Raw genomic sequence first — 23,783 nt, forward strand, 5'->3', positions numbered from 1 at the left:
CAGCACAAGGGGTTCCGCCATGTCCCGGCGTAGGGTCGTGCTCGCCATGGCGGTCGCGGGCGCCGTGGCCTTCCTGGGCGCGGCGGGCATCGCCGTCGGCGGCACGGCACCGGGCCAGGTCGGTGCCCTGGCGGGCACGGCGGGGTGCGGCAAGGCACCGGCTCTCGCCAGCGGCCAGCACACGATCTCGAGCGGCGGCCAGAACCGCACGTACGTCCTGCGCGTGCCGCCCGGCTACGACAACAACCGCCAGTACCGGTTGTTCGTCGGCCTGCACTGGCGCGGCGGCACCGCGAACGACGTCGACTCCGGCGGCGGTGACGGCTACAACTGGTCCTACTACGGCCTGCGCCGGCTCTCCGACACCGCGAACAACGGCACGATCTTCGTGGCACCACAGGGCAACGGCAACGGCTGGGCCAACCCCGGCGGGCAGGACCTGACGTTCATCGACGACCTGGTCCGGTTGCTGGACAACAGCCTGTGCGTCGACACGGCCCAGCGCTACGCCGGTGGCTTCAGCTACGGCGGCGGCATGTCCTACGCGCTCGCCTGCGCCCGCGCCAAGGTGTTCCGGGCGGTCGTCGTCTACTCGGGCGCCGAGCTCAGCGGGTGCAGCGGGGGCAGCGACCCCATCGCCTACCTTGGCATCCACGGGATCAGCGACAACGTCCTGGGCATCGGCCTGGGCCGGGGGCTGCGCGACCGGTTCGTCCGCAACAACGGCTGCACCGCGCAGAACGCGCCGGAACCGCGGGCCGGCAGCAGGACGCACGTCGTCACGGCCTTCAGCGGCTGCCGCGCCGGCTACCCGGTGGTGTGGGCCGCGTTCGACGGCGGCCACACCCCGGGCCCGATCGACTCGGGCGGCGACGGCTGGCGCACCTGGACGTCCGGGGAGGCCTGGAAGTTCATCACCCAGTTCGACGGCGGTCCCGGCCCGACCACGACCACCACCACGACGACCACGACCTCGAACCCGCCGGGTGGCGCGGACTGCCGGGTAGGCGACGTGATCAACGCCTGGAACACCGGCCTGACCTCGAACATCACCATCACGAACACGAGCTCGACGCCGATCAGCGGCTGGTCGCTCGTCTTCACCCTGCCCGGCGGCCAGACCATCACCTCCGGCTGGGGCGCCACCTACTCCCCCGCGTCGGGCCAGGTGACGGCCAGGAACGTGTCCTACAACGCCGACATCGCGCCCAACGCGTCCATCACGGTCGGCTTCCAGGCGAACCACACCGGCAACGCCTCCGCCCCGGCCTCGTTCGCCCTCAACGGCAAGACGTGCGCGGCCGCGTGAGGACCACGGAAGAGAAACCCGTGCGACGCGACTCCAACAACGAGCGTCGTCGCTGATCGCGGCGGCCGCACTGGTCCTCTCCGGTGCCGGTACCGCCCAGGCGCAGGCACCGGCCGTGCTCGCGGGCACGGCCGGTGCGGGCAGACCCGGCGCGCTGATCCGCCGTGGTGCACCACACTCGTCTTATTGCACCGTCCAGCCGGTACAATAACTCCATGACTCGTGGGAACGCACAAACGTCGGCGGAGGTGCCGGCTCTCCATCGACGCAGGTGGGCGGCGTTGGTGGTGCTGGTCGGCTCGATGCTGCTGCTGGCCATCGACGGCACGGTGCTGTACCTGGCGGTCCCGTCGTTGACCGCGGACCTCGCGCCGAGCTTGACGCAGGTCCTGTGGATCGGCGACGTCTACGCGCTGGCGCTGGCGGGTCTGCTGGTGACCACGGGCACGCTCGCCGACCGGCTCGGCCGCAAGCGCGTGCTGCTGGTGGGGACCGCGGCGTTCGGTGCCGCGTCGGCGCTGGCGGCGTTCGCGCCGAACGCGGAGATGCTGATCGCGGCACGGCTGCTGCTCGGTGTGGCCGGAGCGACGATCATGCCGTCCACGCTGTCGATCATCCGCAACATGTTCCCCGACCAGGCCGAACGCACGAAGGCGATCGCGATCTGGTCAGCCGCCTCTGCCGGCGGCATGGCGCTGGGGCCGCTGGTCGGCGGGCTGCTGCTGGAGCACTTCTGGTGGGGCTCGGTATTCCTGATCAACGTGCCCGTGGTGCTGGTGTTCCTGGTGGCGGGCGCGATCCTCCTGCCGGAGTCGCGCAATCCGCGACCGGGCCGGTTCGACCTGCTGTCCGCGGCGATGTCGATGACGGCCATCGTCCCGCTGGTCTACGCCGTCAAACACGCCATCAGCGCCGGCCTGGACTTCCAGACGGTGCTCGCCACGGCGGTCGGCGTGGCCGCGGGTGTGCTGTTCGTCCGCCGTCAGCGCCGGCTGGAGACGCCGCTGATCGACGTGGAGCTGTTCGCCAACAAGGCTTTCAGCGGGGCGGTGCTGGCCAACTTCGTCGCGATCTTCGCGCTGATGGGCGTGTTGTTCTTCTTCTCCCAGTACCTGCAGCTCGTGCGCGGCCTGCGCCCGTTGGCCGCCGGGCTGGTCGAGCTGCCCACGACCGTGGCGTCCATCCTGGCCGTCGCCGTGGTCGGGGTGCTCGTGGCCCGTCTGGGAACCGGCCGTGCCGTGGCAGCGGGCCTGCTGCTCGCCGCGCTCGGCCTGGTGCTCGTCGCGGTCGCGGAGAACGCCGACGACACCCTGTGGCTGGCGGCGGCCCTGCTCCCGCTGGGGCTGGGCATCGGCGTGGCGATGACGCTCACCGTCGACGCCGTGGTCTCCGCGGTGCCGTCCGAACGCGCCGGTGCCGCCTCGGCCATCTCCGAGACTGCCTTCGAGCTCGGCGGCGCGCTCGGCATCGCCCTGCTCGGCTCGACGGTGACCCTGGTCTACCGGGCGTCGCTGGACCTGCCCGCCACCCTGCCCGGCCCCGCCCGCGCGGCCACGGAGGACTCCCTGGCCGCGGCGGTCAACACGGTTCGCGACAGCCCCGGCGTGATCGAGGCGGCACGCGACGCGTTCACGACCGCCATGCAGGTCACGTCCGTCGTCGCCGCCGCGATCACCGTGATCGCCGCCCTCATCGCCTGGTTCACCATCCCCTCCGGTAGGAAGAGCGCCACCACCACGACCGAGGAGTAGTCCATGCCGCGTGTAGCCGGGCGCACCCCCGAGGACACCCGCCGCGTGCTGCTGGACGCCGCGGGCTCGTGCATCCGCGCCCGCGGCACCTCCGCGACCCTCGACCACATCGCCAAGGAAGCGGGCGTGTCCAAGGGTGGTCTCCTGCACCACTTCGCCACCAAGGACGACCTCGTGCGGGCACTCGCCCAGGACCTGTTCGACCGGTTCCGCGCCGACGTCCTCGCCGCCGCGGACCTCGACGACGTCGCACCGGGGCGCCTGACCCGCGCCTACGTCCGGGTCAGCGCCGAGTTCTCCCACGACCCCGGCAAGTTCCGGGACCTGGTCCCCCTGCTCAGCCACCTCGCGACCGTCCCGGAGATCACCGAGCTCGCCCGCGAGGACACCCTCCGCTGGCACGACGACCTCGCCGCCGACGGCCTCCCGCCCCACGTCACCGCACTGATCACGGCCGCGGCCGACGGCATCAGCGCCATGCCCGCCTGGCACCACCACCCGGACCGCAAGCCGCTGACCGATCTCGAAGCCCTCCTGATCGGGCTCACGACGCCCGGCCCCGCGTGGGACCACCTCGCCCCACCGCGCGGCTGATCTTCGCGCCACACCCACGGCGGGGCACCGGTTCAGCAGCAGAACGCCGGTCCCGGCACCGCCGGACCCCTCGCGAGCCGGCCGACGTCACGCCGTGGGGTGGAGGTGGCTGCGCTTCCCGTCGGTGTCGAGGATGACGAGGATCTCCGCCGGTCCGCCGTGCGCCTTGATGGCGTGGGGGGTCATGGTGGAGAACTCGGCGGCCTGGCCGGTCTCCACGCGGATGGCGCGCTCGCCGAGGATCAGCGCGACGGTGCCCGACAGAACGGTGAACCACTCCTTCCCGGGGTGAACTCCGAGCTGGTCGACTCCCGGTCCGTGCGCCTCGTCGGTGATGCGCATCTTGGCGACGGTGACACCGGCGGGCGCGGATCCGCGGCTCAGCAGCCAGGTGGTCAGTCCGCGTTGCTCGTCGCGCTCGGGCCTGATCACGACGTCGTCGTCGTTGACGGCCTCGACCAACTCGTCGACCGAGGTCGTCAGAGCGTGTGCCAGTGCGGTCAGCTGCTCGAGGGTCATGCGCTGGCGCCCTGTCTCGATGCGGCTCAGACCGGACGGGCTCATGTGGGCGCGCTCAGCGAGGTTGTCCAAGGACCAGCCCCGTGCCTGCCGCAGGCTCCGGATCCGCATGCGGACCACCCTGTCCAAATCGCCTTCTTGCGTCATATGCAAGAGTGTATGCGAGCCGTGCAAGTCGCCGTTACGGTCGAAACATGAACAGCACCGAGACTCGCCCGTCCGACCAGGACCACTCCGGAGCCGACGTGGCCACCATCGCGATGGCCGAACTCCTGGACCTGGACGCCGAGGTCCTCCGGACCTACCTGTCCGAGCTGGTCGACTGGCTGGGCGAACTGTCCGACCGGGAACCCGACCACATCACCGACCTGGGCAGCGGGACCGGGACCGGCACCCTCGCCCTCGCGCGGCGGTTCACGCGGGCCGACGTCACCGCCGTGGACCTCTCTCCCCAGATGCTCCACCTGCTGCGGTCGAAGGCGACCGCGCTCGGCCTGTCCGGCCGGGTCCGGGGCGTCTGGGCCGACCTGGACCAGGACTGGCCGCGGCTTCGGACCAGCGACCTGATCTGGGCGGCCGCGTCACTGCACCACGTGACCGATCCCGGCCGGGTGCTGGCCGCGGCGTTCGACAACCTGCGGCCCGGTGGCCTGCTGGCCGTCACCGAGATGGACTTCTTCCCCCGGTTCCTGCCCGACGACATCGGCGTGGGCCGGCACGGCCTGGAAGCCCGCGTGCACGCCACGCTGAACCCGGACCCGCCCCACGACTGGTCCGAGCACCTGACGCGCGCGGGATTCGTCCTCGAGGCCACCCGGCCGTTCGTCATCGACCTGCCGGCTCCGCTGCCGCCCGCCACTGCCCGCTACGCGCAGGTGTGCCTGACGAGGCTGCGCTCCGCCCTCGACGGCCGGCTGCCCGCCGACGACCTGGCCGCACTCGCCGCGGTCCTCGACCACAACGGCGCGCACAGCGTCTTGCGACGCGACGACCTCACCGTCCGGACCACCCGCACCACCTGGGCGGCCCGCCGTCCCTGACCCGGACAACCGCTCGTCCCTCACGCCCAGAAACGGTCTCGTCATGCCCAGTTCCGGCTCGCCCCCTGGTCCCGCAGCACCACCGCACCGCTGGCGAATCCTCGTGATCATCGGCATCGCCCAGCTGATGGTGGTCCTGGACTCCACCGTCGTGAACATCGCCCTGCCCTCGGCCCAGGCGGAGCTCGGCTTCTCCGACGGCAACCGGCAGTGGGTCATCACGGCCTACGCGCTGTCGTTCGCCGCACTGCTGCTGCTCGCCGGCCGGCTCGCCGACCTCTTCGGCCGCAAACCCGCCTTCCTCCTCGGTGCCGCGGGCTTCGCCGCCGCGTCCGTCCTCGGCGGCATGGCGACCAGCCTCAGCGTGCTGATCACCGCCCGCGTGCTGCAGGGCGTGTTCGCCGCGCTGCTCGCACCAGCCACCCTGTCCCTGCTGAACACGACGTTCACCGATCCCCGGGAGCGGGCCAAGGCCTTCGGGATCTTCGGCGGGATCGGGGCCTCCGGCACGGTCGTCGGCCTTCTCGTCGGTGGCACGCTCACCGAAGTCCTCGACTGGCGCTGGACGATGTACGTGAACGTCCTGTTCTGCGTCGTCGCTCTCGTCGGCGGCTGGAAGCTGCTGGGCAACACCCGCGACGCCGTGAACTCCGCGCTGGACCTGCCCGGCACCGTGCTCATCTCGGCCGGCCTCTTCGCCGTCGTCTACGGGCTGTCCAACGCCGAGTCGCACAGCTGGAGTTCACCCCTGACGTGGGGAATTTTCACCTCTGGTGTGCTGCTGGTGGCAGCGTTCACCTGGTGGCAGACGCGTGCGAAGCACCCCCTGCTGCCGCTGCGCATCCTCACCGACCGGAACCGCGCCGCCTCCTTCACCACACTCCTGCTCACCGGCGCGGGCCTGTTCGGGGTCCTGCTCTTCCTCACCTACTACCTGCAGCTCGATCTCGGCTTCAGCCCCGTCGAGACCGGCCTGGCGTTCCTGCCGATGATCGTCGTCATGATGGTGATGGCCCAGGTCGCCACGATGAAGCTCGTCCCCCGGCTGGGGCCGAGGGTGGTGCTGCCCGCCGGGTTCCTCCTCGCCGCCGCCGGTCTGATCGGCCTGACGAACATCAGCCTCACCTCCGGCTACGTCACCGACGTCCTGCCGCCGCTGCTGCTGTTCGGCGCGGGACTGGGCACGGTCGTCCCCGCCTCGATGTCACTGGCGACCACCGGCGTCGACGCGGCGGACGCCGGCGTGGCCTCGGCGGCGGTCAACGCCGTGCAGCAGGTCGGCGGCTCCATCGGCACCGCCCTGCTCAACACCCTCGCCGCCAGTGCCGCCGCCGCGTACCTCGCCGGCAAGGACCCCTCCGACACCACGGCGCGCGCGAGCGCTGCCATCACGAGCTACACCACCGCCTTCTGGTGGTCCGCCGGGATCTTCGCGGCCGGCGCGGTCATCACCGCACTCCTCCACCGCCGTCATGCGGCGCCCACCTCACGACAAGCGGCACCTTCCCCGAGCTGACACCCCGTCCCTACCGCACCGAACCCAGGTGGGAGTGCACATGACAGAGATCCACGGCTTCGCCGACGAAGGCTTCGGGCCCGTCGCCGACGTCTTCAGGGACAACTTCACCCGCGGCACCGAGACCGGTGCCGCCCTCGCCGTCTACCACCGCGGCCGACTGGTCGTCGACCTGCACGGCGGCGTCACCGACAGCAGCACCGGACACCTCTGGAACACCGGCACCGTCGCCGTCGGGTTCTCCGTCACCAAGGGCCTCATGGCCCTGTGCGGTCACCTGGCCCAGCAGCGCGGCCTGCTCGACTTCGACGCCCCCGTCACGTCCCTGTGGCCGGAGTTCGGCGCTCACGGCAAGGAGCGCACCACGATCCGCGACGTGTTCGCCCACCGCGCCGGCCTGGTCGCCCTCGACACCGACCTGACGTTCGAGGACCTCGCCCGCTGGACACCCGTCATCACCGCCGTGGAAGCCCAGCGGCCGCACTGGGAACCCGGCACCGACTTCGGGTACCACGCCCTGACCTTCGGCTGGCTGACGGGCGAGATCCTCCGGCGCGCCACCGGCCTGCGGCCCCACGAGTTGCTGGACGAGTACCTCGCCGCACCGTTGAAGGCCGATGCCTGGATCGGCCTGCCTCGCTCCGCCGAGTCCCGTGTCGCCCGCATCCACCCCGCACCCGAGGTCACGGACCCGGAAGCGCTCGCCCTCGTCGAGAAGGTGATGAACATGCCGGTCTTCCTGAGGTCCGTGACGATGGGCGGGGTACTCCCCGCGCGGTTCCTCGACGACGGCCCCAGCGACTACAACTCGTCCGCATTCCACGCGGCGGAGATCCCCGCCGCCAACGGCATCATGTCCGCCAACGCCCTGGCCAAGATCTACAGTGCGGCGGTGTCCACTGTGGACGGCACGCCAAGGCTGCTCACCGACGAGAGCATCACCGACGCGCTGACTCCGCGCTCCAGCGGCCCCGGCTGGCCCGGCGTGCTCACGCCGCCCGGACTCCGCTTCTCCACCGGATTCCTCGTCGGCGGACACCCCGGCCGTCCCCTGCTCTCCGGCTCCTCGTTCGGCCACGACGGGGGCAACGGCGGTCTCGGCTTCGCCGACGCCGAGGCCGAGATCGGCTTCGGCTACCTCAACAACCAGCTGGCGAACCCCGTAGATCAGCGAGCCGACCGCCTCACCGCGGCACTCCGGAAGTCCCTCACCCGCTGAAGGCATCAGCGCCGGGAAGCCCGCACAGCTTCGCCGAAGGTCCACAGCGCGGCCCCGAGCAGCACCACGTCCTTGATCAGGAACTGGCCGCCGTCGACGGAGAGGAAGGGAAACCCGCCGGTGGTCACGCCTGGGGTGGTGAGCAGGAAGCTCAGCGTGCCGAGGAAGAGCAGCACCGCCAGGGCGCTGCCCGCCGCGGACACCAAGGGCCACAGTGGACGGAGCGCGATGAGCAGCGCCGCCCCGACCTCCACCACGCCCAGGACCGCGGCGAACGAGCTGACGCCGAGGACGTCGTAGACCCAGCTCATGAGCGGGTGGTGCGTGACGAGCGGGACGATCGCCTCCGCCTCGTACGTGGTGAACTTCAGCGCTCCGATCCAGCCCACGACGAGCGCGAGGCCGTACCGCGTCACGGCCTGCCCGGCAGTTTCCGCGCGGTCCCGGACGGCGGTGGCGAGTCCTGTTCGGACGGTGTGCGGTGCGGACACGGCTCAAGCCCCCTTGAGCTGGAGCAGCAGGCCGAGGGTGTTGTAGAGGGTGTGGACGTGGACGAGCCGTCCGGCGTCGTCGAAGCTAGCGAACTCGGTGACCTCCAGGACCACTCGGCGGCCGGTCGGCTCGACCACTCCGTCCGGCGTGACGATCGGGCCGATGTGCGTGCCCTCCATGACGAAGCGCACCGCGCCGGTGTTGCCCTGGACCAGCAAATCCTGATGGGTCAGCTTGTTCGCGCCGAAGACGACCTTGTCGCTCTTCAGCCACGCGATGAACGCCTCGCGACCCCGGTGGGTGACACCGTTGACGCCGTTCCCCGCTCCGCCGTTGATGTCGGCGACCACGTCGTCGACGACGAGCTCCCGGCTCTTGTCGATCTCGTTGTTGTTGTAGTTCGTGTGGAACTGGCGCATGACTGCGGCGATGTCTGCCACGGCACTCCCCTTCCGGAGTCGATGCCCGAAGAATGTACTAGCCGATACATTTTCGCAAGCATGTGAACCCTCCAGCTGCGATGCGGTATTCTCCTCTGGACTGTCGAGTACATCTTTTGTCGAGGAGGACGGCGTGGCGGAGCCGACACACAAACCACTCCGGCCGCAGCGCCTCACCGCGAAGGGCGCCGCCACACGGGAGCGCATCGTCCGCGCCGCCGCGGAGCTGATGCACACGCAGGGTGTCGAGCGCACGAGCCTGGACGACGTCATCGCGGTGAGCGGGACCGGCAGGTCGCAGCTCTACCACTACTTCGCCGACAAGGCCGCGATCGTGGACGCCGTCGTGGAGTTCCAGATCGAGCAGGTGCTCGGCGCACAGGAGGAACTGCTGCGCAACGCCGACTCCATGAACGGCCTGACCCGCTGGCGCGACGCCGTCGTCGCCCACAACCGCAGCCTCAAAGGGGCTCACGGCTGCCCCCTCGGCTCACTGGCCAGCGCGCTGTCCGACTCCTCCGAGATCACCCGTCAGGCGATCGCGCGGGGGTTCGACCGGTGGGAGGGAGCACTGCGCACCGGCCTGCAGCACATGCGGCAGACAGGCGCGCTCGCCCAGGAGGCGGATCCGGCCACCCTGGCCACGGGCCTGCTCGCCGCGCTGCAGGGCGGCTACCTGCTGGCGCAGGCGCGGCGGGACGCGACCAGCATCCAGGTGGCACTCGACACCGCCCTCGACCACATCCGGTCGTTCACCCGCTGACGGCGCCGTCTTCGCCGTGGCAGGTGGTGGTCGTGATCACCGGCCCGCCGCCGGCGAGCATCTTCTCGGTCAGCGCGATGCCGAAGGTCTCGACGGAGTCCGGTTCAGGCTTGGTCGGGAGCGGGTAGACGGCGCAGCCGTTCATCAGCGACGGTCTTCTCCTCGCCCTCCACGCGGTGAGTGGAGAGGATCCGGTCGTCGTGCCGGGTGATCGCCTGGAGGTGGTCCAGTTCGGATCCGTTGCCCGCGATCACGAGCTTGAGCCGGGGCCGCGCCTGGCTCCGCTGACCGAGATCCTGCGCTCGCACTGCGGGCGAACAGGACCACGGCCGCCCCGAACCGCTCCTCGCGCAGGTCCGAGCGGATCACACTGGTGACCGTCCGAGCCGACCGCCTTCGCGATCAACGGCATGGTGTCGAACACGTGCCGGACCGACTCGGCACCGCCGATCACTCGATCGAGGTCACCGGCGCAGCGCCACAGCAGGTCCGACGCTCACGACTGGCCGAGATCCTCGATCTTGGCTTCCACCTCGGCCTGATCGGGATGTTCCAGCTGGCGCAACATCGTTCGAGCGAGCTCCCAGTGCTCCAAGGCCTTCGACGCGTTCCCGGCAGCGCGGTAGGCGTCGCCGAGCCGCATCAGGGTGGCGGCCTCGTAGTAGTGGTCACCGACGTCGCGGTACAACACCACCGACTTCTGGTAGTGCTCGACGGCTCGAGCGTGATCACCGCTCATCAGATACGCGAAGCTGAGGCTGTCGAGCGCGTGAGCCTCCGCGTCGGTGTCGCCGACGGCCTGGTGCACGGCCAGAGCCTCCTGGCAGTGCCGCACGGCTTCGGGATAGTTCTCGACGTGCGCGAGAGCCCACCCGAGGTAGTTGTACGCCCTGGCGCGCCCGAGCCGGTTGCCCACCTGCTCGTACAGGGCGGCGGCCTGGCCCGCGGAGCCCAGCAGCTTCTCCTGCTCGTCGGTCTGTTCGTGCACCCAGGACACGGCAAGGCACGTACCGGCCATGCCGTTGAGGTCACCGGTCCGCCGCCAGATCTCCATCGACCTCTCGTGATGACGGAGGGCCTCGTCGTACTCGCGGAGCTGGCAGTAGGCGTTGCCCATGCCGCGGTGGGCCCGTGCCTGCGCCGACTCGTTGCCCACGGCGATGGCCGATTCCACCGCGGTGCGCTGGATCGCGAGCCAGTCGCGCCAGTGCCCGAACCGGCCGCAGAAGGTGGTGAGTGACCACGCCAGCTGCCATGCGCGGTCGTGATCTCCTTCCTCGGCGGCACGTGTGACGGCCGAGATGAGGTTGGGGTACTCCACCGTGAACCACTCGACAGCGTCCTCGTACCCGGTGAACTCGCGGACCGCCGCACCCTCGGGAGGGCTGCCGGCCTCGATCGCACCCCGGAACGGTTTGAGCTTCCGGTCGGCGTTCAGGCTCGTGAAGAGGTAGTGGTCCAAGAGGCGCCCCAGGGCCATCCGCCGACACTCCTCGTCATCGACTTCGCGCACCAGTTCGACGAAGTAGCTGTGCAGCAGGTCGTGGCAGGTGAATCGCCCGTCGTCGACCTCCTCGAGCATACCGTTCGACTCCAGCCTTCCCAGGGTTCTGCGCAACTGCGGCGAAGGCACACCGGTCAGGGCCAGCAGCGCGGAGAAGCCGAACTCCCGCCCTGTGTGCAGTGCGGTGCGCCGGAGCACCGCCGCGTCCTCGGGCGGCAGGGCCCGGTACGACCACGAGAACACAGCCCGGATGTCCGTCCGGCTGTCCTCCATCTCGAAGCCGCTCAGTCGATCACGCTCCACCCTGAGCTCTTCCGCGAGCAGCTCCAGGGAACGGGACGGCGCGGTCAGCCCTCGTGCCGCAACGATCCGCAACGCGAGGGGCAGTCCCGCGCAGCAGTCGATCAGCGCCTCGACCGAGCTCCTGTTCGCGGCCGTGCGGGCTGTTCCCCACTGCCGGGAGAAGTACTCGCGAGCGTGACCGACGGCGAGAGCGCGCAGATCGAGCCGGCGGGCCTCGTACGTCGTCGTCAGGACCGGCAGCTTGTTCCTGCTCGTGATCAGGACCGATGACGAGGGACTTCCGGGGAGCAGAGGGACGATCTGGTCGCTGTCGCGAGCGTTGTCGAGCACGATCAGAACCCGTTTTCCCGCAACGAGACTTCGGTACAGCCCTGCCTGCGCCTGAAGATCCACCGGAATGCTCTGCGGAGGAATCTGGAAGGCGTCCAGGAAAGCACGCACGGCGACTGCGGGCTTCATGGGCGCCGCAACCGCGTCGAACCCTCGAAGATCGATGTACAGCTGTCCATCGGGGTAGCGGTCGATGTTGCGGTGGGCCCAGCACAGCGCGAGGCAGGTCTTGCCGATTCCACCGATTCCGTTCACCGCCGAGATCACCGCCGTGCCGGGCGCGTCCTGCCCGTCCAACAGCGCCTCGTCCAGCGCCCGCAGCTCGTTCTCCCTGCCGACGAACAACTTCGGGACACGCGGCAGTTGTGCGGGGCGCACCGGAACCCCGCTGGTGACGACGACGTTTCCCACGACCGTTCCGACCTGAACGAGGACGGTCGCGTTACCGGTCATCGAGTTGACGACCGAGCCGGCCGGTATCTCCGGTCCGCCGTCTTCCGCGTCGTCCATCCTCGGCCTAACGCCTCGACTCTCCCGGAATCAGTTCCGAGCCCTCGCGAACGTCTGCTTCCAGTTGCCGTCCGACACGATCAGCTGGTCCTTGTCGCACTGCGTGCTCAACGAGCTCATCGGTGACATCACCTGGTCAAGGGGGCGCGTCTGCTCCGGTCTGGAGCCGATGCGCACCGTCTGGGTGCCGGAGATGCTGGTCGCGCGCAGGTGGATCTTGTCGTCCTCCATCTCGTAGCGGAAGCTCGCCGTGCCGGTGAAGGCCAGGCTGATCTCCTGGCCCTCGTACACGCCCGTGTGGACGGCTCCGGGGGCGAAGTCCTGCCGGGCGGTGCCGTCCGCGTTGACGGTCCACACCTGGCCCTTGGTGGTGATGGGGACCGGGGTACCCCTCAACGTGGTGGTGCGGTGTCCTTCGACCTCGCGCCAGGTGCCGATCAGGCACTCGCGCGTCGTGACGACGGGCTCGAACTGCGTCCAGTTGCCCGCGCCCGGCAGCACGGAGGCCACCAGCAGGCACAGGACGAGGGTGGACGAGCCGGCAAGTGGGATGGGACCCAGCCTGCCGGCGGGTGTCTCCGGGGCCGGGCGCGGCGCAACGCGGGCGAGGGTCATGAGCGCCACCACGACGAGCAGCACCGGGACGGCCACCACGGCGCCGAAGACGATCTTGTGGTGCCAGTACACCGCGATGGACGCGAGTGTCGAGTCGTCACAGCCGTCGCAGGGCCCCACGCCCACCAGCGTCCACGCCACGACGGCGGACACCGTCGCCACCAGTGTGACGCCCATCAACACCAGGGGTGGCCGCAGCTGCGTCGTGACCAGCGGGATCACCAGCGCGACCACCAGTTGTGCCGCCAACGTCGCCGTGTCGAGGGCTGCCGCCCCCGGCAGCGGCACCAGCAGGTTCAGGCCGTACAGCACGAGGCACAGGGCTCCGGCGGCGACGGACAGCGCGAGCACTCGCCACACGTCCCTGCGGACCGCCGCGGCGATCGGGTTGGCCTTCGCGCCGCACGCGATCACCAGCGGCACCAGCCACAGCAGCACCAGGCCCAGCACCACACCCGGCACGTACACACTGCCGCGCAGGAAAACGCTGTCCCGCAAGAACGTCGACAGGTCCAGCACCACGCTCACGACGTCGTCGTAGACCGACAGCGGCCCCGGCGGCATGGCGGGACCACCGCGTCCGCCGACGCTGGAGAGCGTCATCGCAGGGTCCGAGCGCAGGGTCCACCAGATCGTCAGCCACGGCACCAGCGCCACGGCGCCCACAGCCGACACCACGGCCACCACTCCGCGAACGCCGCGACCGGCCTCCTCGAGAGCCGTCGCGGACGAGGCCGCCCACACGACGAGCAGGCCGAACATCACGACGAGGGAGCCGATGGCGGCGGCGACGGTGCGCGGCGCCGCGCCCTCCCACTCCCCGAACAACGCGAAGGTGCTGCCCGCGTTGTTCACCAGCGAGGTCGCCTCGCCCACGAGGTATCCCCCGCACAGCACCAGCGGGACGACGAGCAGCCGGCGCGACTTCCCGGTGCCCACCACGCTCAGCGTCACCGCTCCGGCGAGGGCCGCGGACACCGGGATGATCACCAGGAACGGTGCCAGGGCGGGAATTCCTTTCAACGCGCTGCCGAGCAGCGCGTAGAAGTTGCCCAACAGGGTCGGTGCGAGCACTCCCAGCGCGAACAGCTCCCACGACCTCGGCCCGGCCAGCAGGGTCCGGTCGTCGAGGACCTCCAGGCGCCGGCGTGGATGCGGGTGGTCGTCCCAGGCCCGCTTGAGCACCGTCGCCCGATCGCTGCGGCCGGCCTGGCGCTCGACGGCGCGGTGGAGTGCCTGTGCGGCTTCGGTGTCGTCCCAGCCCGCGAGCCGGGCGTCGGCGTGCAGCTCACGTGAGCGCAGCACGGCGTTGCGGGTGAGGAGGATCAGCGATGTCAGCACGGTGAGGGACAGCACGACCCGGACGTCGTGCCACCACGTTCCCAGGTCCGTGACGACCTGCCACGCCATGGGCAGCGTCGCGACCACGACGAACGAGCGCCAGATCGCGACCGTCCAGTAGGTCAGGTCGACGTCGCGGTTGCGCAGGTGCGCGAGCTCGTGGAGCACGATCGCGCGAAACGCCGGCGCCGACAGGCCTCTCAACGCGACCAGGCCCGCGTCGATGCGGACCATGCGGTCGCCCAGCCTCCCGAACGCCTGTCCCCCCGGGGTTTCCGTGGCATAGGGCGCGAGCATGAACCTCGGCCGCGCCACGCCTGCGACCTCGCACAACCCGCGCAGTTCCCCGAGGAGCTCCGGTGAGTCCTCTTCGGACAGTTCCACGAGTGCGGCGCGACGGCGCATCCACCACGGGTGCAGCAGGTAGTGGACGCCGGCTCCGGCGATGACCAGCGACAGCCCCAGCGTCATCCACGTGGTCGCCGACCAGTGGACCTGCGACATCGAGTAGTTGAAGCCGAAGAAGACGGTGGAGGTGGTGGCCAGGACCGCGGCCATGAGCAGGACGAACAGCGTCGTGGTACCGGCAGGCAGCCCGTCGCGGCGGTGTTGCTCCCGCACAGGGGGCTCCGCGGTCGCGGTCATCTGCCGTCCTCGTCGACGTCGCCCACGACGGCGTCGGCGATGCGCCGGGCGAGGTCCTCGTCCTTTCCGTGCTCCAGAGCGAGGTCGTGGACGGCGCGCCAGGCGTCGGAGCGTTCGTCGGCCGGCACCTCCGCGATCGGGCCCTGGTCCTCTTCCGGCGCTGAGCGGCCGAACATCCTGCCCACCGCGCCGCCGATCCGCTTCAGTCCGGGCCCGGCGTGGTTCTGCACCGCGCGGGTGAGGAGGTCGGTGGCGACGGCCAGCGCCACGGGCGTGATGACGGGCACGACCACGTCGACGAAGTCGGAGAGGCCGCTGCCCAGCCGATCGTTGCCGGCGCGGTCTCCGGCCAGTGCACGCTGCGGGTCGGCGAAGTAGGCCGCGCTCTGCGGACCGAAGGTGTCCCGCTCGGCGGGTGCCACCCGGCTGACGATCCGCACCGCTAGCGCCCGAACGCTTTCCTGGTCGACGGACTGAGTCACGCGCTTCCTCCACATCGGTCACCGATCACCGGGCACGTGCCCGAGCGCCCCCTCTGTCGCGAGGCGCGACCGGCCCGTTACGCAGCCCGGGCGGTGGGCCAGATTCGCCGTCAGGTGGCAAGACTCCCGATGGATTCTGTTGTCCCGCAACAATTACCGAGCCGACCACCCGCGACCGGCCAGTGCGTCACCCGGTCGGGTGACGGCCCGATGTCGCCCGACCGGCGAGTCGGGCGCGAGGCCCGCCGCCAGTGAACCGAACCGGTGAGCCCGGATCCGCACCCAGCTCTCCACCTCGACCGAATTTCATTCGCCACCGACCCTTTTCCACGTGAACCGCGAACCGCCCGTAACGCGTTCTCCCCCTTGAACGAAGAGACGTTGGCATGCACCCGAACGATCGGGGCGAAAGGCGGCATCAGCATTTCCGATGACTTTTTCCGTGCCTGGTCAGAGATGCTGACGTCCGTCACGCGCTACTGCCGGCACGTGACCGACAACAGCGCTGATGCCGATGACCTCGTGCAGGTGGTGGCACTGCGGGCGTGGCGGGGATTCCATTCCCTGCGGAATCCCGAGGTCTTTCCCGCGTGGGTGATGAAGATTGCCGAACGCGAGACAACACGTTATCGCGGAAAGCAGGCGAAGCGGCGGGAGAACGAGGTTCCGCTACCGGAAGAGGTCGACGAGATCATGCCTCTCGACCATTCCGAACCCGCACCGACCTTCGCGGACGGGTCGTGGTGGAGCGAAGTGGTCTCCGACGCCGAAGAGCGAGGCGCGGTGAGCCCCGCCGAGAGTCAGGTGGTGCTCGCACGGCTCGCCGCGGACGGGGTCACGTGGGACGAGATCGGCCTGCCACTGGGGCTGACCGGTGCCGCGTGCGCGGTGCTGCACAGCCGTGCCGTGCCGAAGATCCGGGTCCACCTCCTCTGCCATCGGGCCGACGACATCGGTGGTCTGGAAGCGATAGAGGCCGCCTATCTCGAGGCGGAAGGGCTTTCACCGGCGGAACGGGACGTGTTCGAGGCGATCGTCCTGCGTCGCGCTCCCACGTACCGGCGGCGTGGCTGGCACGTGGCGTTGCGGCGGGCCTGCACGGTCGTCGCCGAACGAATGGATCTGTCGTGATGACCGGAAGAGTTCGCGGAAGCTGCAATGCGAGCGCCGGGGGCGGGGTCTTCCACCACGACAAGGACATCCACGACCGAGGAGACCGGACATGACGTGGTGGCAACAGGACTTCGGGGGCGATGCGGGAGAGCCTCCCTCCGCTGACGCCGGCGCGGACGTGCCCTCCTGGCTGGAAGTGCGGCCGGACGGGTCCGAGCTGCTGGTGTACGGCGAGATCACCGCACAGCGCACCGACTTCTTCGAGGACTTCGAGGCGAGGAGCGCACTGTGCTGCTGTGCGGACGTTCTGCGGGCGTTCGACCGGCCGGTCGGGTTCGCGGACCTCGAAGCGCGGCTGGCCGACACGCCCTACCGCGACGCCTCGGACCTCTCGGTCGCGGGCATGGCCGCGGTGCTGGAACTCAACGGAGTGTCCGCCAGGGCCGAGGTCGGCCTGTCGCTGGAGGACCTCGCCGCGCACGCCGAGCAGGGCAGGGGGTGCGTGATCGCGGTCGACGCCGGCGTGTGGTGGAACGAACCGGCCCACTGGGGGTTCGGTGCCGCCAACCTGCCGCTGACGCTCACGGCGTCGGCCCGCGATCCCGCGAGCGGCGATCTGCGCGGCTTCTACTTCAACGATCCCGCCTCCGGACGGGACGGCGTCTACGGCGACACCGCCGTCGTGTCCCGCTCGTGGCTCGAAACCGGCGCGCAGATGGTCTTCACCGAAGTGATCAAGACCTGGGTCGGCGACCTGCTCGAAGGGATCTTCGGATGAGCTCCTCCTACCCGGCGGTCCGCCGGGCCTTCCTCGCCGCGCCGATCCGCGTGGACGTGCCGCTCGGTCACCAGATCAGCGTGCCGCTGCCCACCTCGGCCTGGCCGGCCCCGTCCTACCTGGGTTTCGCGTGCCCCGCCACGCGCACGCGCGGCACCCCTCCCGTGGTCAGCGCGCCGGACCGGTGGTGGGCGGTGACGGCGGAGCGCCCGGTGCTCGTCGCCTACGCACACACCCTGCACATCCCCCTCTCCGGTCCGGCCGACCCGGCACCCGTCTCCGTCGCGACCGAACGGCAGGGCGACGAACTGGAGGAGGACCTGCGGGTGGCCGGCGAACTGCTCGACCAGGTGACGCCGGCGTTCTTCGCCGGCACGAACGTCGCCGCGCGGCAACGTGAAGAGCTGCGCGAGTGCCTTGTCGCCGTTCTGCCCCGCGCGCTGCTGCCCTGGTACCGGGCCGCGGTACCCACCTTCTTCCGCTGGCTCGACGAGAGCGAGGCGTCATGACCCAGGCGATCACCGACGACATGATCTCCATCGCGGAGGCCCACCACTGGAAGGACATCTCCGAGTTCCTCCGCGGTGCTCCGCCCTCCGACGACCAGACCGTGCTCCTGCTGACCGGTTCAGGAGCCGACGCCACCGAGTTCGCGGAACGGATGCGGGCACCCGTGCGGACCACCGCCCTCGCCTCGGTCCGCTGGGAGACGGTCCTGAGCGCGAGCCGGATCGTCGCGTTCGTCGAGCTCGGCGCCACGCTCACGCTGGACGAGGTGCGCCTGCTCGAGAACCTGCTCGCGCTTCCGGCCGACGCGCGGTGTCTCGTGCTGCGCCAGCGCGACGACATGTCCCCCGAGGACGTCGACGCGGCGCTCAAAGGGTTGTGGCGGGTGCTCTTCGCCCAGCCCAACGAACGCTGGCGAGGTCAGGACCTGCGCGAGAACGGCTGCCTCACCTGGCATCGCGACGCGGCCGAGATCGACGAATGGCTGACCGAACCACGGCCGGATCCCCTGCCACGACTGCGTTTGCACCACGCGCTCACCACCATGGAGAAACGCGCGGAAGCCCTCCCGGCTCGGCCCGCGGCAGACCACGTCCACCTCCTCAGCGAGATCGGAAGCCATGAACGCGCGCTCGCGTCCATTCTCGACGACCGGCTGAACCTGTTGCGCGACAACGCGGACATGGCCGTCCGCGCGGCCGAGCTCACCCTGCTGAAGAGCAGGCCGGGCGAACGCTCGAGGGTGCTCGACCAGCTCACCGGCGACCTGCGGCAGCTGGCCGTCGACCACACCGATGCCCTGGTCCTGAAGGCGACCCGCTCGCTGGACGGCCTGCCCGGCGCGACCGGCCTGCTCACCGCCCTGCACACCCGGCCGGCGTTCTCGGAGGCCGACCTCCCCCAGGAGGTCGTCGCTCCGCCGACGCCTTCCCGCGATCCGACGCTGGGACTGATCACGGCCGGAGCCACGACACTGGTGCTCCGCCGGATCACCACGCCGCTGCTCGGCGGAGCCACCGGTGCCGTGATCGGACTGATCGTCCACCACCTCAGGCGGTTCCGGGCGGACGGTGACGCCGAAATCGCGTTCCGCCGCACGCTTTCCGAGCTGTCCACCCGGTTGCGCGGCGACCTCGCGCGCGACGTCGACGCGCACGCCGCCGAGCTGCGCGCTGAGATCGCGCGGCGCTTCGCCCAACTCAGGAACGACCTCCCCGCGCCCCCCGCCGGCCCGGGAACCGACGACCGGCTCGCGGCGCTCCGCGAGCGCCTCCACGCCACCACGACGACGGAAGAAGGCTGATCATGAACACCGGCGACCCCACGATCGGCGATCGGCTCAAGGGCAGGACCGCGGTCAAGGAGGAGATCGAGAGCGCGATCCTCGCGCTCGCGAAGGTGGCGGCCACGATCGGGATGCAGGAGTCCTCGGACGCGCTGTGCACCACTGCCGCGAACCTGCGCGACGACAAGTTCAAGATCCTCGTCATGGGCCGGTTCAACAACGGCAAGTCGACCCTGCTCAACGCACTGACCGGCGGCGTCACCCACTCCACCGCGCTGGACGGTCGCGCCGGGCCGCTGCCCGTCGGCCGCCTGCCCGCGACCGCGGTGCTGACCCGCATCGAGTACGACACCACCCCCGCGGTGACCGCCTGGCACATGGACGGCAGCTCCCGGCCGTGGTCTCTCAGCCAGTTCCTGGAGAACTCCACGCTCGACAACACGGTCACCTCGCGTGAGAACGCCGCGCGGTTCGAGAACATCCGCGAGTTCGAGCTGAGGTACCCGGCGCGGTTGTGCCAGAACGGCGTCGTCCTCTACGACTCCCCCGGCACCGAGGAGAACCCCCGCCGCACCGCGATCACCGAGGAGGCGGCTACGCGGTGCGACGCGGCCATCGTGGTCTTCGGCACCCACTCCCCGCTGGGAGAGCAGGAGGTGGTGGCCGCGGTCAGGCTCATCGAGGGCGGCACCAAGGTGTTCGCGGCGCTGAACGTCTTCGACCCGGAGCACCTCGACGACCCGATGCGCGCGATGGTGTGGAACAAGTTCCTCAACGAGTACCAGGAGGTCGCGCAGCCGTGGGCGGGCGAGGACCTCACGACCCACGACATCTTCCCCGTGGACGCGCGCAGGGCCGCTCAGGCACGGCACGGCGGTGATCCCGCGGGCGTGGAACGGTCCGGACTCTCCGCGTTCGAGGACAGGCTCGCCCAGTTCCTGCTGGACGAACGCTTCGAGGTGCACGTGCAGCGGTTCAGCGCGCAGGCCGTCGAGGAGTGCGCCGCGGTCGAGCAGCAGATCCGGGCGGTGGAGGTGGCGGCGAGGGCCGACCAGACGAAGTTCCAGCGCGACTTCGAGCAGGTCCTGCCGAAGCTGGCCGAGTTGCACAAGCGGGCGAAGCGGATCGACGACGCCGTCGAGCACGCCACCGAGCAGGGCGTCTCCCAGCTCGAGAAGATCGTCCAGTCCAGCGAGCGGGGCATCCTCGCCGACCTCCCGGGCCACCTCGACACGGTGAGGATCCAGTCCGGGAACCTCCTCACGGCCACGTTGAGGCTCAAGAAGACCTCGGCCGCCGCCGAGCAGGCCATCAACGACTTCGTCAAGGCGCGCAGGGAGAAGGCCAGCAAGCGCTGCGAGGAACGACTGCACGAGATCATGACGAGGATGTTCGACACGATCGCCGGCGAGGTGGCCGAGATCGACCGGGAGCTCGAGAACATCAAGTTCGCGCTCGTCGGCAGGAACGTGGACGCCGCTGCGCACCAGCCGGTGATCGGCAACGTCGAACGAGCCGCGGCGGCCGTGCTCGGCCTGGTCTTCGGAAACGCCGCGGGCGCCGTCACGGGCGGCGCGGGCGGGTGGCGCGGCGCGGTCGGCGGCGCCGCGGGAGCGATCGGCACGGTGGTCGCGTTGAGCGCGGCCGGAGCGGGACTGGCCGTCATCGCGCCGGCCGCCCTGGTCGCCGCCGCGGTCCTCGGCCAGGCCGCCGGTGCCGCGGGACTCGAGCGGCGGGTCAAGGAGAACGCGTTGAAGAAGGCGATCGACGACCTGCGCGACCAGGAGCCCGTCGCGGTCTCCGAAGTCGAGAAGGTGGTGCGCGCGCAGTTCGCGAAGCTCGACCCGATGAGGCAGTCGATCTCGTCCGCACTGGCCGCGGAGGAGCAGAAGATCCACGCCACCCACCAGGCGAACCGCGGCAGCCAGGCCGAGCGCGCCCGCACGCTCGAGCAGATGGAGGACGCGCGCACCGAACTGAAGCGGTGGCTCACCACGCTCGAGGGCATGCTCACCAAAGTCCGCCAGGGGGTCAGATGACCGCGGTCCAGGCATCGGACGATCTGCGCCGCCTCGCCGCGGCGGTCGACGTCGACGGCGGCGTCGAACGGCTCAGGTCGTGGCGCGAATGCGCCCGAGCGCTGGGCGCGGACGGCGAGCGGTGGCGAGCCTGGCTGGCGGAGATCGCCGAACGGCTCGAACGGCCCGAGGTCCACGTCGTGTTCGGCGGGCACTTCAACTTCGGCAAGTCGACGCTGCTGAACACGATGATCGGCCGGACGTTGCTGCCCACGAGGCGGTTGCCGGACACCGGGGCGCCGTGCGTGATCCGGTCCGGCCCGGAGGACCGGGTGGTGGCGGTGTCCGGCGGCAAGGTGGTGAAACTGCCGTTCGACACCGCCGCCATCGCCGACCAGGTGTCGGTGCACGACGCCGCCGGCAAGGCCCGGCACGGCTCCGCCGCCGCGATCGACCGGGTCGTCGTCACCCTCGCGGACGGCGTGGTTCCGGCCGGTGTGCGGTGGATCGACTCTCCGGGCATCAACGACGAGCCGCCGATGACCGAACGCGCGAGGGAGACCGCCGCCGACGCGGACGTCCTGGTGTGGGTGCTCAGCAGCGTCCACCCGCTGACCGAGCCTGAACAGCTGTTCCTCGCGGACCACGCTGCCCGGTGCGGTGACAGGGGTCTGCTGTTCGTGGTCAACGTCTTCCTCGACGAGGACCCGGACGCGGAGTGGTCAGGCCTGCAGCGGTCGTTCTACGAGACCAGGGTGGAGGAGTTCGCCGAGGAGGCCGGGATCACGTGCCCACCGCCCGTCTTCGTGTCGGCGAGAGGTGCCGCGCAACGGCCGGATGCCTTCGGAGGACACGAGTTCCGGGCCGCGCTCGAGAAGGCGAGCACGGCGGGGAAGCCGACGGTGCGACGAGCGCGGGCCGGCCGTGCCCTGATCGCGCTCACCGCTCTGCGCGCCGAGGTGGCCCAGAGGATCGGGGAGGCGGAAGCACGTCTGTCCGAGGCACGGAACGCCTACGCGGAGGCAATGGCCGCGTACTCCGTGCACGCCGAACTCCGCCGCGTGCTGAAGGAGTCCGTCAGCGAACTGGTCAAGGCGGCGGGGAACGACATCGAGGCGTCCGTGAACCAGATCGCGGCCGGCCTGGCGGCGCCCCGCACCGGTGACGCCTCCTACCAGCGCGCGCTCGACTCCAGGATCCGGGAGTCCGTCGACGACCGGGTCCGCGCGCTCGCCGCGGAGATCCGGGCCGCGGCCGCCGACACCGCCGCTCGGTTCGGTGTGCACCCCCCGCACTCCTCGCTGGCCGAACGGCTGTACGACCTCGCCGCCCCGGACCTCCAGTTGCTCGAGGTCGAACTGGGCAGCGGATCACAGGCCACGGCCCGGATCTTCGGAGGCGCGGTCGGCGCCGTGCTCGGAGCGGTGGCGGGGCCGGCGGGCGCGACCGCGGGGGCGATGGCGGGCGCCACGCTCGCGGGCAGGTTCGGCAGGAACAGCACCGCGAACCGGCTCGCACTCGTCGCCACCGCCACCAGGGAGGCGGGACAGCGGGAAGCCGCGCGGGTACTGGCTCTGGACGACGCACTGTTCACGTCGGCGCTCAGCGAGACCGGCGGCACGCCTCGGATGCCCCAGGCATCGGACCGTTCTCGGCTCGACGCGCTGCTGGTGTTCGACGAGCAGTTGGCGCGGCCGGCCGAGGACGCGCTCGTGGAGGCACTGTGACGATCACCGTGGGACTGGGGCCGGAGGCGCACCGGACGGCCGCGGCGGTCAGGGACGGCCGCGAGGCGACGGTGCTGGGCGACGGCGTCCGCAGGTACCTGCCCCACGACAACCGGGCCGTCACCGCCGACGACGTGCTCGACTGGCCGGAAACGCCGTGGGACAACGACTTCGCCGACGTCCTCCGCCGCAGGATCAGCGGCCACCTCGGGCTGGCGGGTTCTGTCGCGGACGAGGACGTGCGACTCGTCGTCTCAGCTTGTCGTCCAGTCGACGTCACGCGTGTCGGTGCCACCGAACTGGCCGGCGCCGGGCTGGTGTCGGCGGATCAGGTGCATCCGGCGGACGCGCTGCTGTGCCGCTGGCTGGCGGCACGTCCACGCGCCGCCCAGTCCGTCGTGGTGGCGGCGGTGGGCGATGCGGCGACGGTCGTGCAGGCGTACGAACTGCTCGGCACCGGGCCGGTTCCGCGCGTGCGACGACTGACCCACGCGGCGCGGGCCGACGGGGCGCTGCCGCTGACGCGCCGGATGGCCGCCGACGTGCTGGGCCGGCTCCGACCCGGAACCCGTGTTCCGGCGCAGGCGTTCGCCGACGGCGTCGCGGACTTCGCCTCCCGCGTCGCCGCCGCTCCCGACGGTGCCAGGGTGGCGTGGACCGGACCGTTCGCCGACCGGCTCCGGCCGCCGTTGCTGGTGAGCGTGGACGAGCTCCGCTCGTGGCCGGAGCGGGAGGTGATCGCGGACGCCGTCGCCGCCGTGGCCCGCGCGACCGATCGGCCGGCGATCGTGCTCGGAGGACCCGGTGCGGTCTGGCCGCTCGCGGGGCGGGCCTGGCGCAGCGCCTCTCCCGCGGACGACCTGGCGATCGGCGCCGCCTGGTGGCCGAAGTTCGCGGCGCGCTTCGAAGCGCCGCTGGACCTCCCCGAGACCGACGCCTCTCCCCGTCCCGCAGTGCTTCCACCCTGGCAGCGAGGCTGATC

The 23,783-nt window shown here is 70.7% G+C and carries 22 protein-coding genes; 14 read left to right on the forward strand and 8 right to left on the reverse strand.

The window, feature by feature from the left end:
• The first annotated feature begins 19 nt into the window (after nucleotides 1-19).
• From IE307_RS19365 to IE307_RS19375, 3 genes are all read left to right on the forward strand, one after another.
• Nucleotides 20-1,309 (forward strand): CE1 family esterase, encoded by a 1,290-nt coding sequence (locus IE307_RS19365; RefSeq protein WP_229904867.1) that lies wholly within the window; start codon nucleotides 20-22, stop codon nucleotides 1,307-1,309.
• Nucleotides 1,310-1,524: 215 nt separating this feature from the next.
• Complete coding sequence (locus IE307_RS19370) at nucleotides 1,525-3,060, forward strand: MFS transporter (RefSeq protein ID WP_191299406.1); 1,536 nt, start codon at nucleotides 1,525-1,527, stop codon at nucleotides 3,058-3,060.
• A gap of 3 nt (nucleotides 3,061-3,063) precedes the next feature.
• Nucleotides 3,064-3,654 carry a TetR/AcrR family transcriptional regulator gene (locus IE307_RS19375; protein WP_191299408.1) on the forward strand — a complete coding sequence of 197 codons (591 nt, stop codon included), beginning with the start codon at nucleotides 3,064-3,066 and terminating at the stop codon, nucleotides 3,652-3,654.
• Nucleotides 3,655-3,741: 87 nt separating this feature from the next.
• Here IE307_RS19375 and IE307_RS19380 read toward each other — a convergent pair whose 3' ends face one another.
• Nucleotides 3,742-4,284, reverse strand: a complete 543-nt coding sequence (locus IE307_RS19380; RefSeq protein WP_229904868.1) for a helix-turn-helix domain-containing protein — start codon at nucleotides 4,282-4,284, stop codon at nucleotides 3,742-3,744.
• An 83-nt stretch (nucleotides 4,285-4,367) separates the two neighbouring features.
• Between IE307_RS19380 and IE307_RS19385 the strand changes: the two genes are divergently transcribed.
• The 3 genes from IE307_RS19385 to IE307_RS19395 are packed head-to-tail and all read left to right on the forward strand — an operon-like array spanning nucleotide 4,368 to nucleotide 7,948.
• A complete protein-coding gene (locus IE307_RS19385; protein ID WP_229904869.1) occupies nucleotides 4,368-5,213 on the forward strand; it encodes a class I SAM-dependent methyltransferase in 846 nt (281 codons plus the stop codon).
• Nucleotides 5,214-5,256: 43 nt separating this feature from the next.
• Nucleotides 5,257-6,729: an MFS transporter gene (locus tag IE307_RS19390; RefSeq protein WP_191299412.1), complete on the forward strand. Its 1,473-nt coding sequence runs from the start codon at nucleotides 5,257-5,259 to the stop codon at nucleotides 6,727-6,729.
• Nucleotides 6,730-6,769: 40 nt separating this feature from the next.
• A complete protein-coding gene (locus tag IE307_RS19395) occupies nucleotides 6,770-7,948 on the forward strand; it encodes a serine hydrolase domain-containing protein (protein WP_191299414.1) in 1,179 nt (392 codons plus the stop codon).
• A 5-nt stretch (nucleotides 7,949-7,953) separates the two neighbouring features.
• On the opposite strand, the gene IE307_RS19400 is transcribed toward IE307_RS19395, so the two are convergent.
• Nucleotides 7,954-8,439 (reverse strand): YkgB family protein, encoded by a 486-nt coding sequence (locus tag IE307_RS19400; RefSeq protein ID WP_191299415.1) that lies wholly within the window; start codon nucleotides 8,437-8,439, stop codon nucleotides 7,954-7,956.
• Nucleotides 8,440-8,442: 3 nt separating this feature from the next.
• Nucleotides 8,443-8,880, reverse strand: a complete 438-nt coding sequence (locus IE307_RS19405) for an ester cyclase (RefSeq protein WP_191299417.1) — start codon at nucleotides 8,878-8,880, stop codon at nucleotides 8,443-8,445.
• 133 nt (nucleotides 8,881-9,013) lie between these two features.
• Between IE307_RS19405 and IE307_RS19410 the strand changes: the two genes are divergently transcribed.
• Entirely contained in the window at nucleotides 9,014-9,643 is a 630-nt protein-coding gene (locus IE307_RS19410) for a TetR/AcrR family transcriptional regulator (RefSeq protein WP_229904870.1), read from the forward strand.
• Here the strand turns inward: IE307_RS19410 and IE307_RS19415 are convergent.
• The 5 genes from IE307_RS19415 to IE307_RS19435 all read right to left on the reverse strand — a co-directional run bounded on the left by IE307_RS19415 (nucleotide 9,633) and on the right by IE307_RS19435 (nucleotide 15,373).
• Complete coding sequence (locus tag IE307_RS19415) at nucleotides 9,633-9,788, reverse strand: hypothetical protein (RefSeq protein ID WP_191299419.1); 156 nt, start codon at nucleotides 9,786-9,788, stop codon at nucleotides 9,633-9,635. The genes IE307_RS19410 and IE307_RS19415 overlap by 11 nt on opposite strands.
• Nucleotides 9,748-9,897 (reverse strand): hypothetical protein, encoded by a 150-nt coding sequence (locus IE307_RS19420; protein ID WP_191299421.1) that lies wholly within the window; start codon nucleotides 9,895-9,897, stop codon nucleotides 9,748-9,750. The genes IE307_RS19415 and IE307_RS19420 overlap by 41 nt, the downstream gene beginning before the upstream one ends.
• Before the next feature lie 242 nt (nucleotides 9,898-10,139).
• Nucleotides 10,140-12,290, reverse strand: coding sequence for an ATP-binding protein (locus IE307_RS19425; protein ID WP_191299423.1), 2,151 nt, complete (start codon nucleotides 12,288-12,290; stop codon nucleotides 10,140-10,142).
• Nucleotides 12,291-12,320: 30 nt separating this feature from the next.
• The gene (locus IE307_RS19430) at nucleotides 12,321-14,891 is read right to left on the reverse strand and encodes a M56 family metallopeptidase (RefSeq protein ID WP_191299425.1); all 2,571 of its coding nucleotides are present in this window, start codon (nucleotides 14,889-14,891) and stop codon (nucleotides 12,321-12,323) included.
• The gene (locus tag IE307_RS19435; protein WP_191299427.1) at nucleotides 14,888-15,373 is read right to left on the reverse strand and encodes a hypothetical protein; all 486 of its coding nucleotides are present in this window, start codon (nucleotides 15,371-15,373) and stop codon (nucleotides 14,888-14,890) included. Before IE307_RS19435 ends, IE307_RS19430 begins: the two co-directional genes overlap by 4 nt.
• 366 nt (nucleotides 15,374-15,739) lie before the next feature.
• Between IE307_RS19435 and IE307_RS19440 the strand changes: the two genes are divergently transcribed.
• From IE307_RS19440 to IE307_RS19470, 7 genes are all read left to right on the forward strand, one after another.
• Nucleotides 15,740-16,504, forward strand: coding sequence for an RNA polymerase sigma factor (locus tag IE307_RS19440; RefSeq protein WP_191299429.1), 765 nt, complete (start codon nucleotides 15,740-15,742; stop codon nucleotides 16,502-16,504).
• 91 nt (nucleotides 16,505-16,595) lie between these two features.
• A complete protein-coding gene (locus IE307_RS19445; RefSeq protein ID WP_191299431.1) occupies nucleotides 16,596-17,264 on the forward strand; it encodes a hypothetical protein in 669 nt (222 codons plus the stop codon).
• Nucleotides 17,261-17,773 carry a hypothetical protein gene (locus IE307_RS19450; RefSeq protein WP_191299433.1) on the forward strand — a complete coding sequence of 171 codons (513 nt, stop codon included), beginning with the start codon at nucleotides 17,261-17,263 and terminating at the stop codon, nucleotides 17,771-17,773. Before IE307_RS19445 ends, IE307_RS19450 begins: the two co-directional genes overlap by 4 nt.
• A complete protein-coding gene (locus tag IE307_RS19455; protein ID WP_191299435.1) occupies nucleotides 17,770-19,074 on the forward strand; it encodes a hypothetical protein in 1,305 nt (434 codons plus the stop codon). Before IE307_RS19450 ends, IE307_RS19455 begins: the two co-directional genes overlap by 4 nt.
• Nucleotides 19,075-19,076: 2 nt before the next feature.
• A complete protein-coding gene (locus tag IE307_RS19460) occupies nucleotides 19,077-21,095 on the forward strand; it encodes a dynamin family protein (RefSeq protein WP_191299437.1) in 2,019 nt (672 codons plus the stop codon).
• Nucleotides 21,092-22,801 (forward strand): dynamin family protein, encoded by a 1,710-nt coding sequence (locus IE307_RS19465; protein ID WP_191299439.1) that lies wholly within the window; start codon nucleotides 21,092-21,094, stop codon nucleotides 22,799-22,801. The genes IE307_RS19460 and IE307_RS19465 overlap by 4 nt, the downstream gene beginning before the upstream one ends.
• Nucleotides 22,798-23,781 carry a hypothetical protein gene (locus tag IE307_RS19470; protein WP_191299441.1) on the forward strand — a complete coding sequence of 328 codons (984 nt, stop codon included), beginning with the start codon at nucleotides 22,798-22,800 and terminating at the stop codon, nucleotides 23,779-23,781. The genes IE307_RS19465 and IE307_RS19470 overlap by 4 nt, the downstream gene beginning before the upstream one ends.
• Nucleotides 23,782-23,783: the final 2 nt, after the last annotated feature.

The sequence above is a fragment of the Lentzea cavernae genome (assembly GCF_014653695.1).
In the GTDB taxonomy this organism is placed as follows: Bacteria; Actinomycetota; Actinomycetes; order Mycobacteriales; family Pseudonocardiaceae; genus Lentzea; species Lentzea cavernae.

Coding starts and splice junctions, on each gene's coding strand:
- IE307_RS19365 (WP_229904867.1), top strand. CDS start 20: ATGTCCCGGCGTAGGGTCGTGCTCGCCATGGCGGTCGCGGGCGCCGTG.
- IE307_RS19370 (WP_191299406.1), top strand. CDS start 1,525: ATGACTCGTGGGAACGCACAAACGTCGGCGGAGGTGCCGGCTCTCCAT.
- IE307_RS19375 (WP_191299408.1), top strand. CDS start 3,064: ATGCCGCGTGTAGCCGGGCGCACCCCCGAGGACACCCGCCGCGTGCTG.
- IE307_RS19380 (WP_229904868.1), bottom strand. CDS start 4,284: ATGCGGATCCGGAGCCTGCGGCAGGCACGGGGCTGGTCCTTGGACAAC.
- IE307_RS19385 (WP_229904869.1), top strand. CDS start 4,368: ATGAACAGCACCGAGACTCGCCCGTCCGACCAGGACCACTCCGGAGCC.
- IE307_RS19390 (WP_191299412.1), top strand. CDS start 5,257: ATGCCCAGTTCCGGCTCGCCCCCTGGTCCCGCAGCACCACCGCACCGC.
- IE307_RS19395 (WP_191299414.1), top strand. CDS start 6,770: ATGACAGAGATCCACGGCTTCGCCGACGAAGGCTTCGGGCCCGTCGCC.
- IE307_RS19415 (WP_191299419.1), bottom strand. CDS start 9,788: ATGAACGGCTGCGCCGTCTACCCGCTCCCGACCAAGCCTGAACCGGAC.
- IE307_RS19425 (WP_191299423.1), bottom strand. CDS start 12,290: ATGGACGACGCGGAAGACGGCGGACCGGAGATACCGGCCGGCTCGGTC.
- IE307_RS19430 (WP_191299425.1), bottom strand. CDS start 14,891: ATGACCGCGACCGCGGAGCCCCCTGTGCGGGAGCAACACCGCCGCGAC.
- IE307_RS19445 (WP_191299431.1), top strand. CDS start 16,596: ATGACGTGGTGGCAACAGGACTTCGGGGGCGATGCGGGAGAGCCTCCC.
- IE307_RS19450 (WP_191299433.1), top strand. CDS start 17,261: ATGAGCTCCTCCTACCCGGCGGTCCGCCGGGCCTTCCTCGCCGCGCCG.
- IE307_RS19455 (WP_191299435.1), top strand. CDS start 17,770: ATGACCCAGGCGATCACCGACGACATGATCTCCATCGCGGAGGCCCAC.
- IE307_RS19460 (WP_191299437.1), top strand. CDS start 19,077: ATGAACACCGGCGACCCCACGATCGGCGATCGGCTCAAGGGCAGGACC.
- IE307_RS19465 (WP_191299439.1), top strand. CDS start 21,092: ATGACCGCGGTCCAGGCATCGGACGATCTGCGCCGCCTCGCCGCGGCG.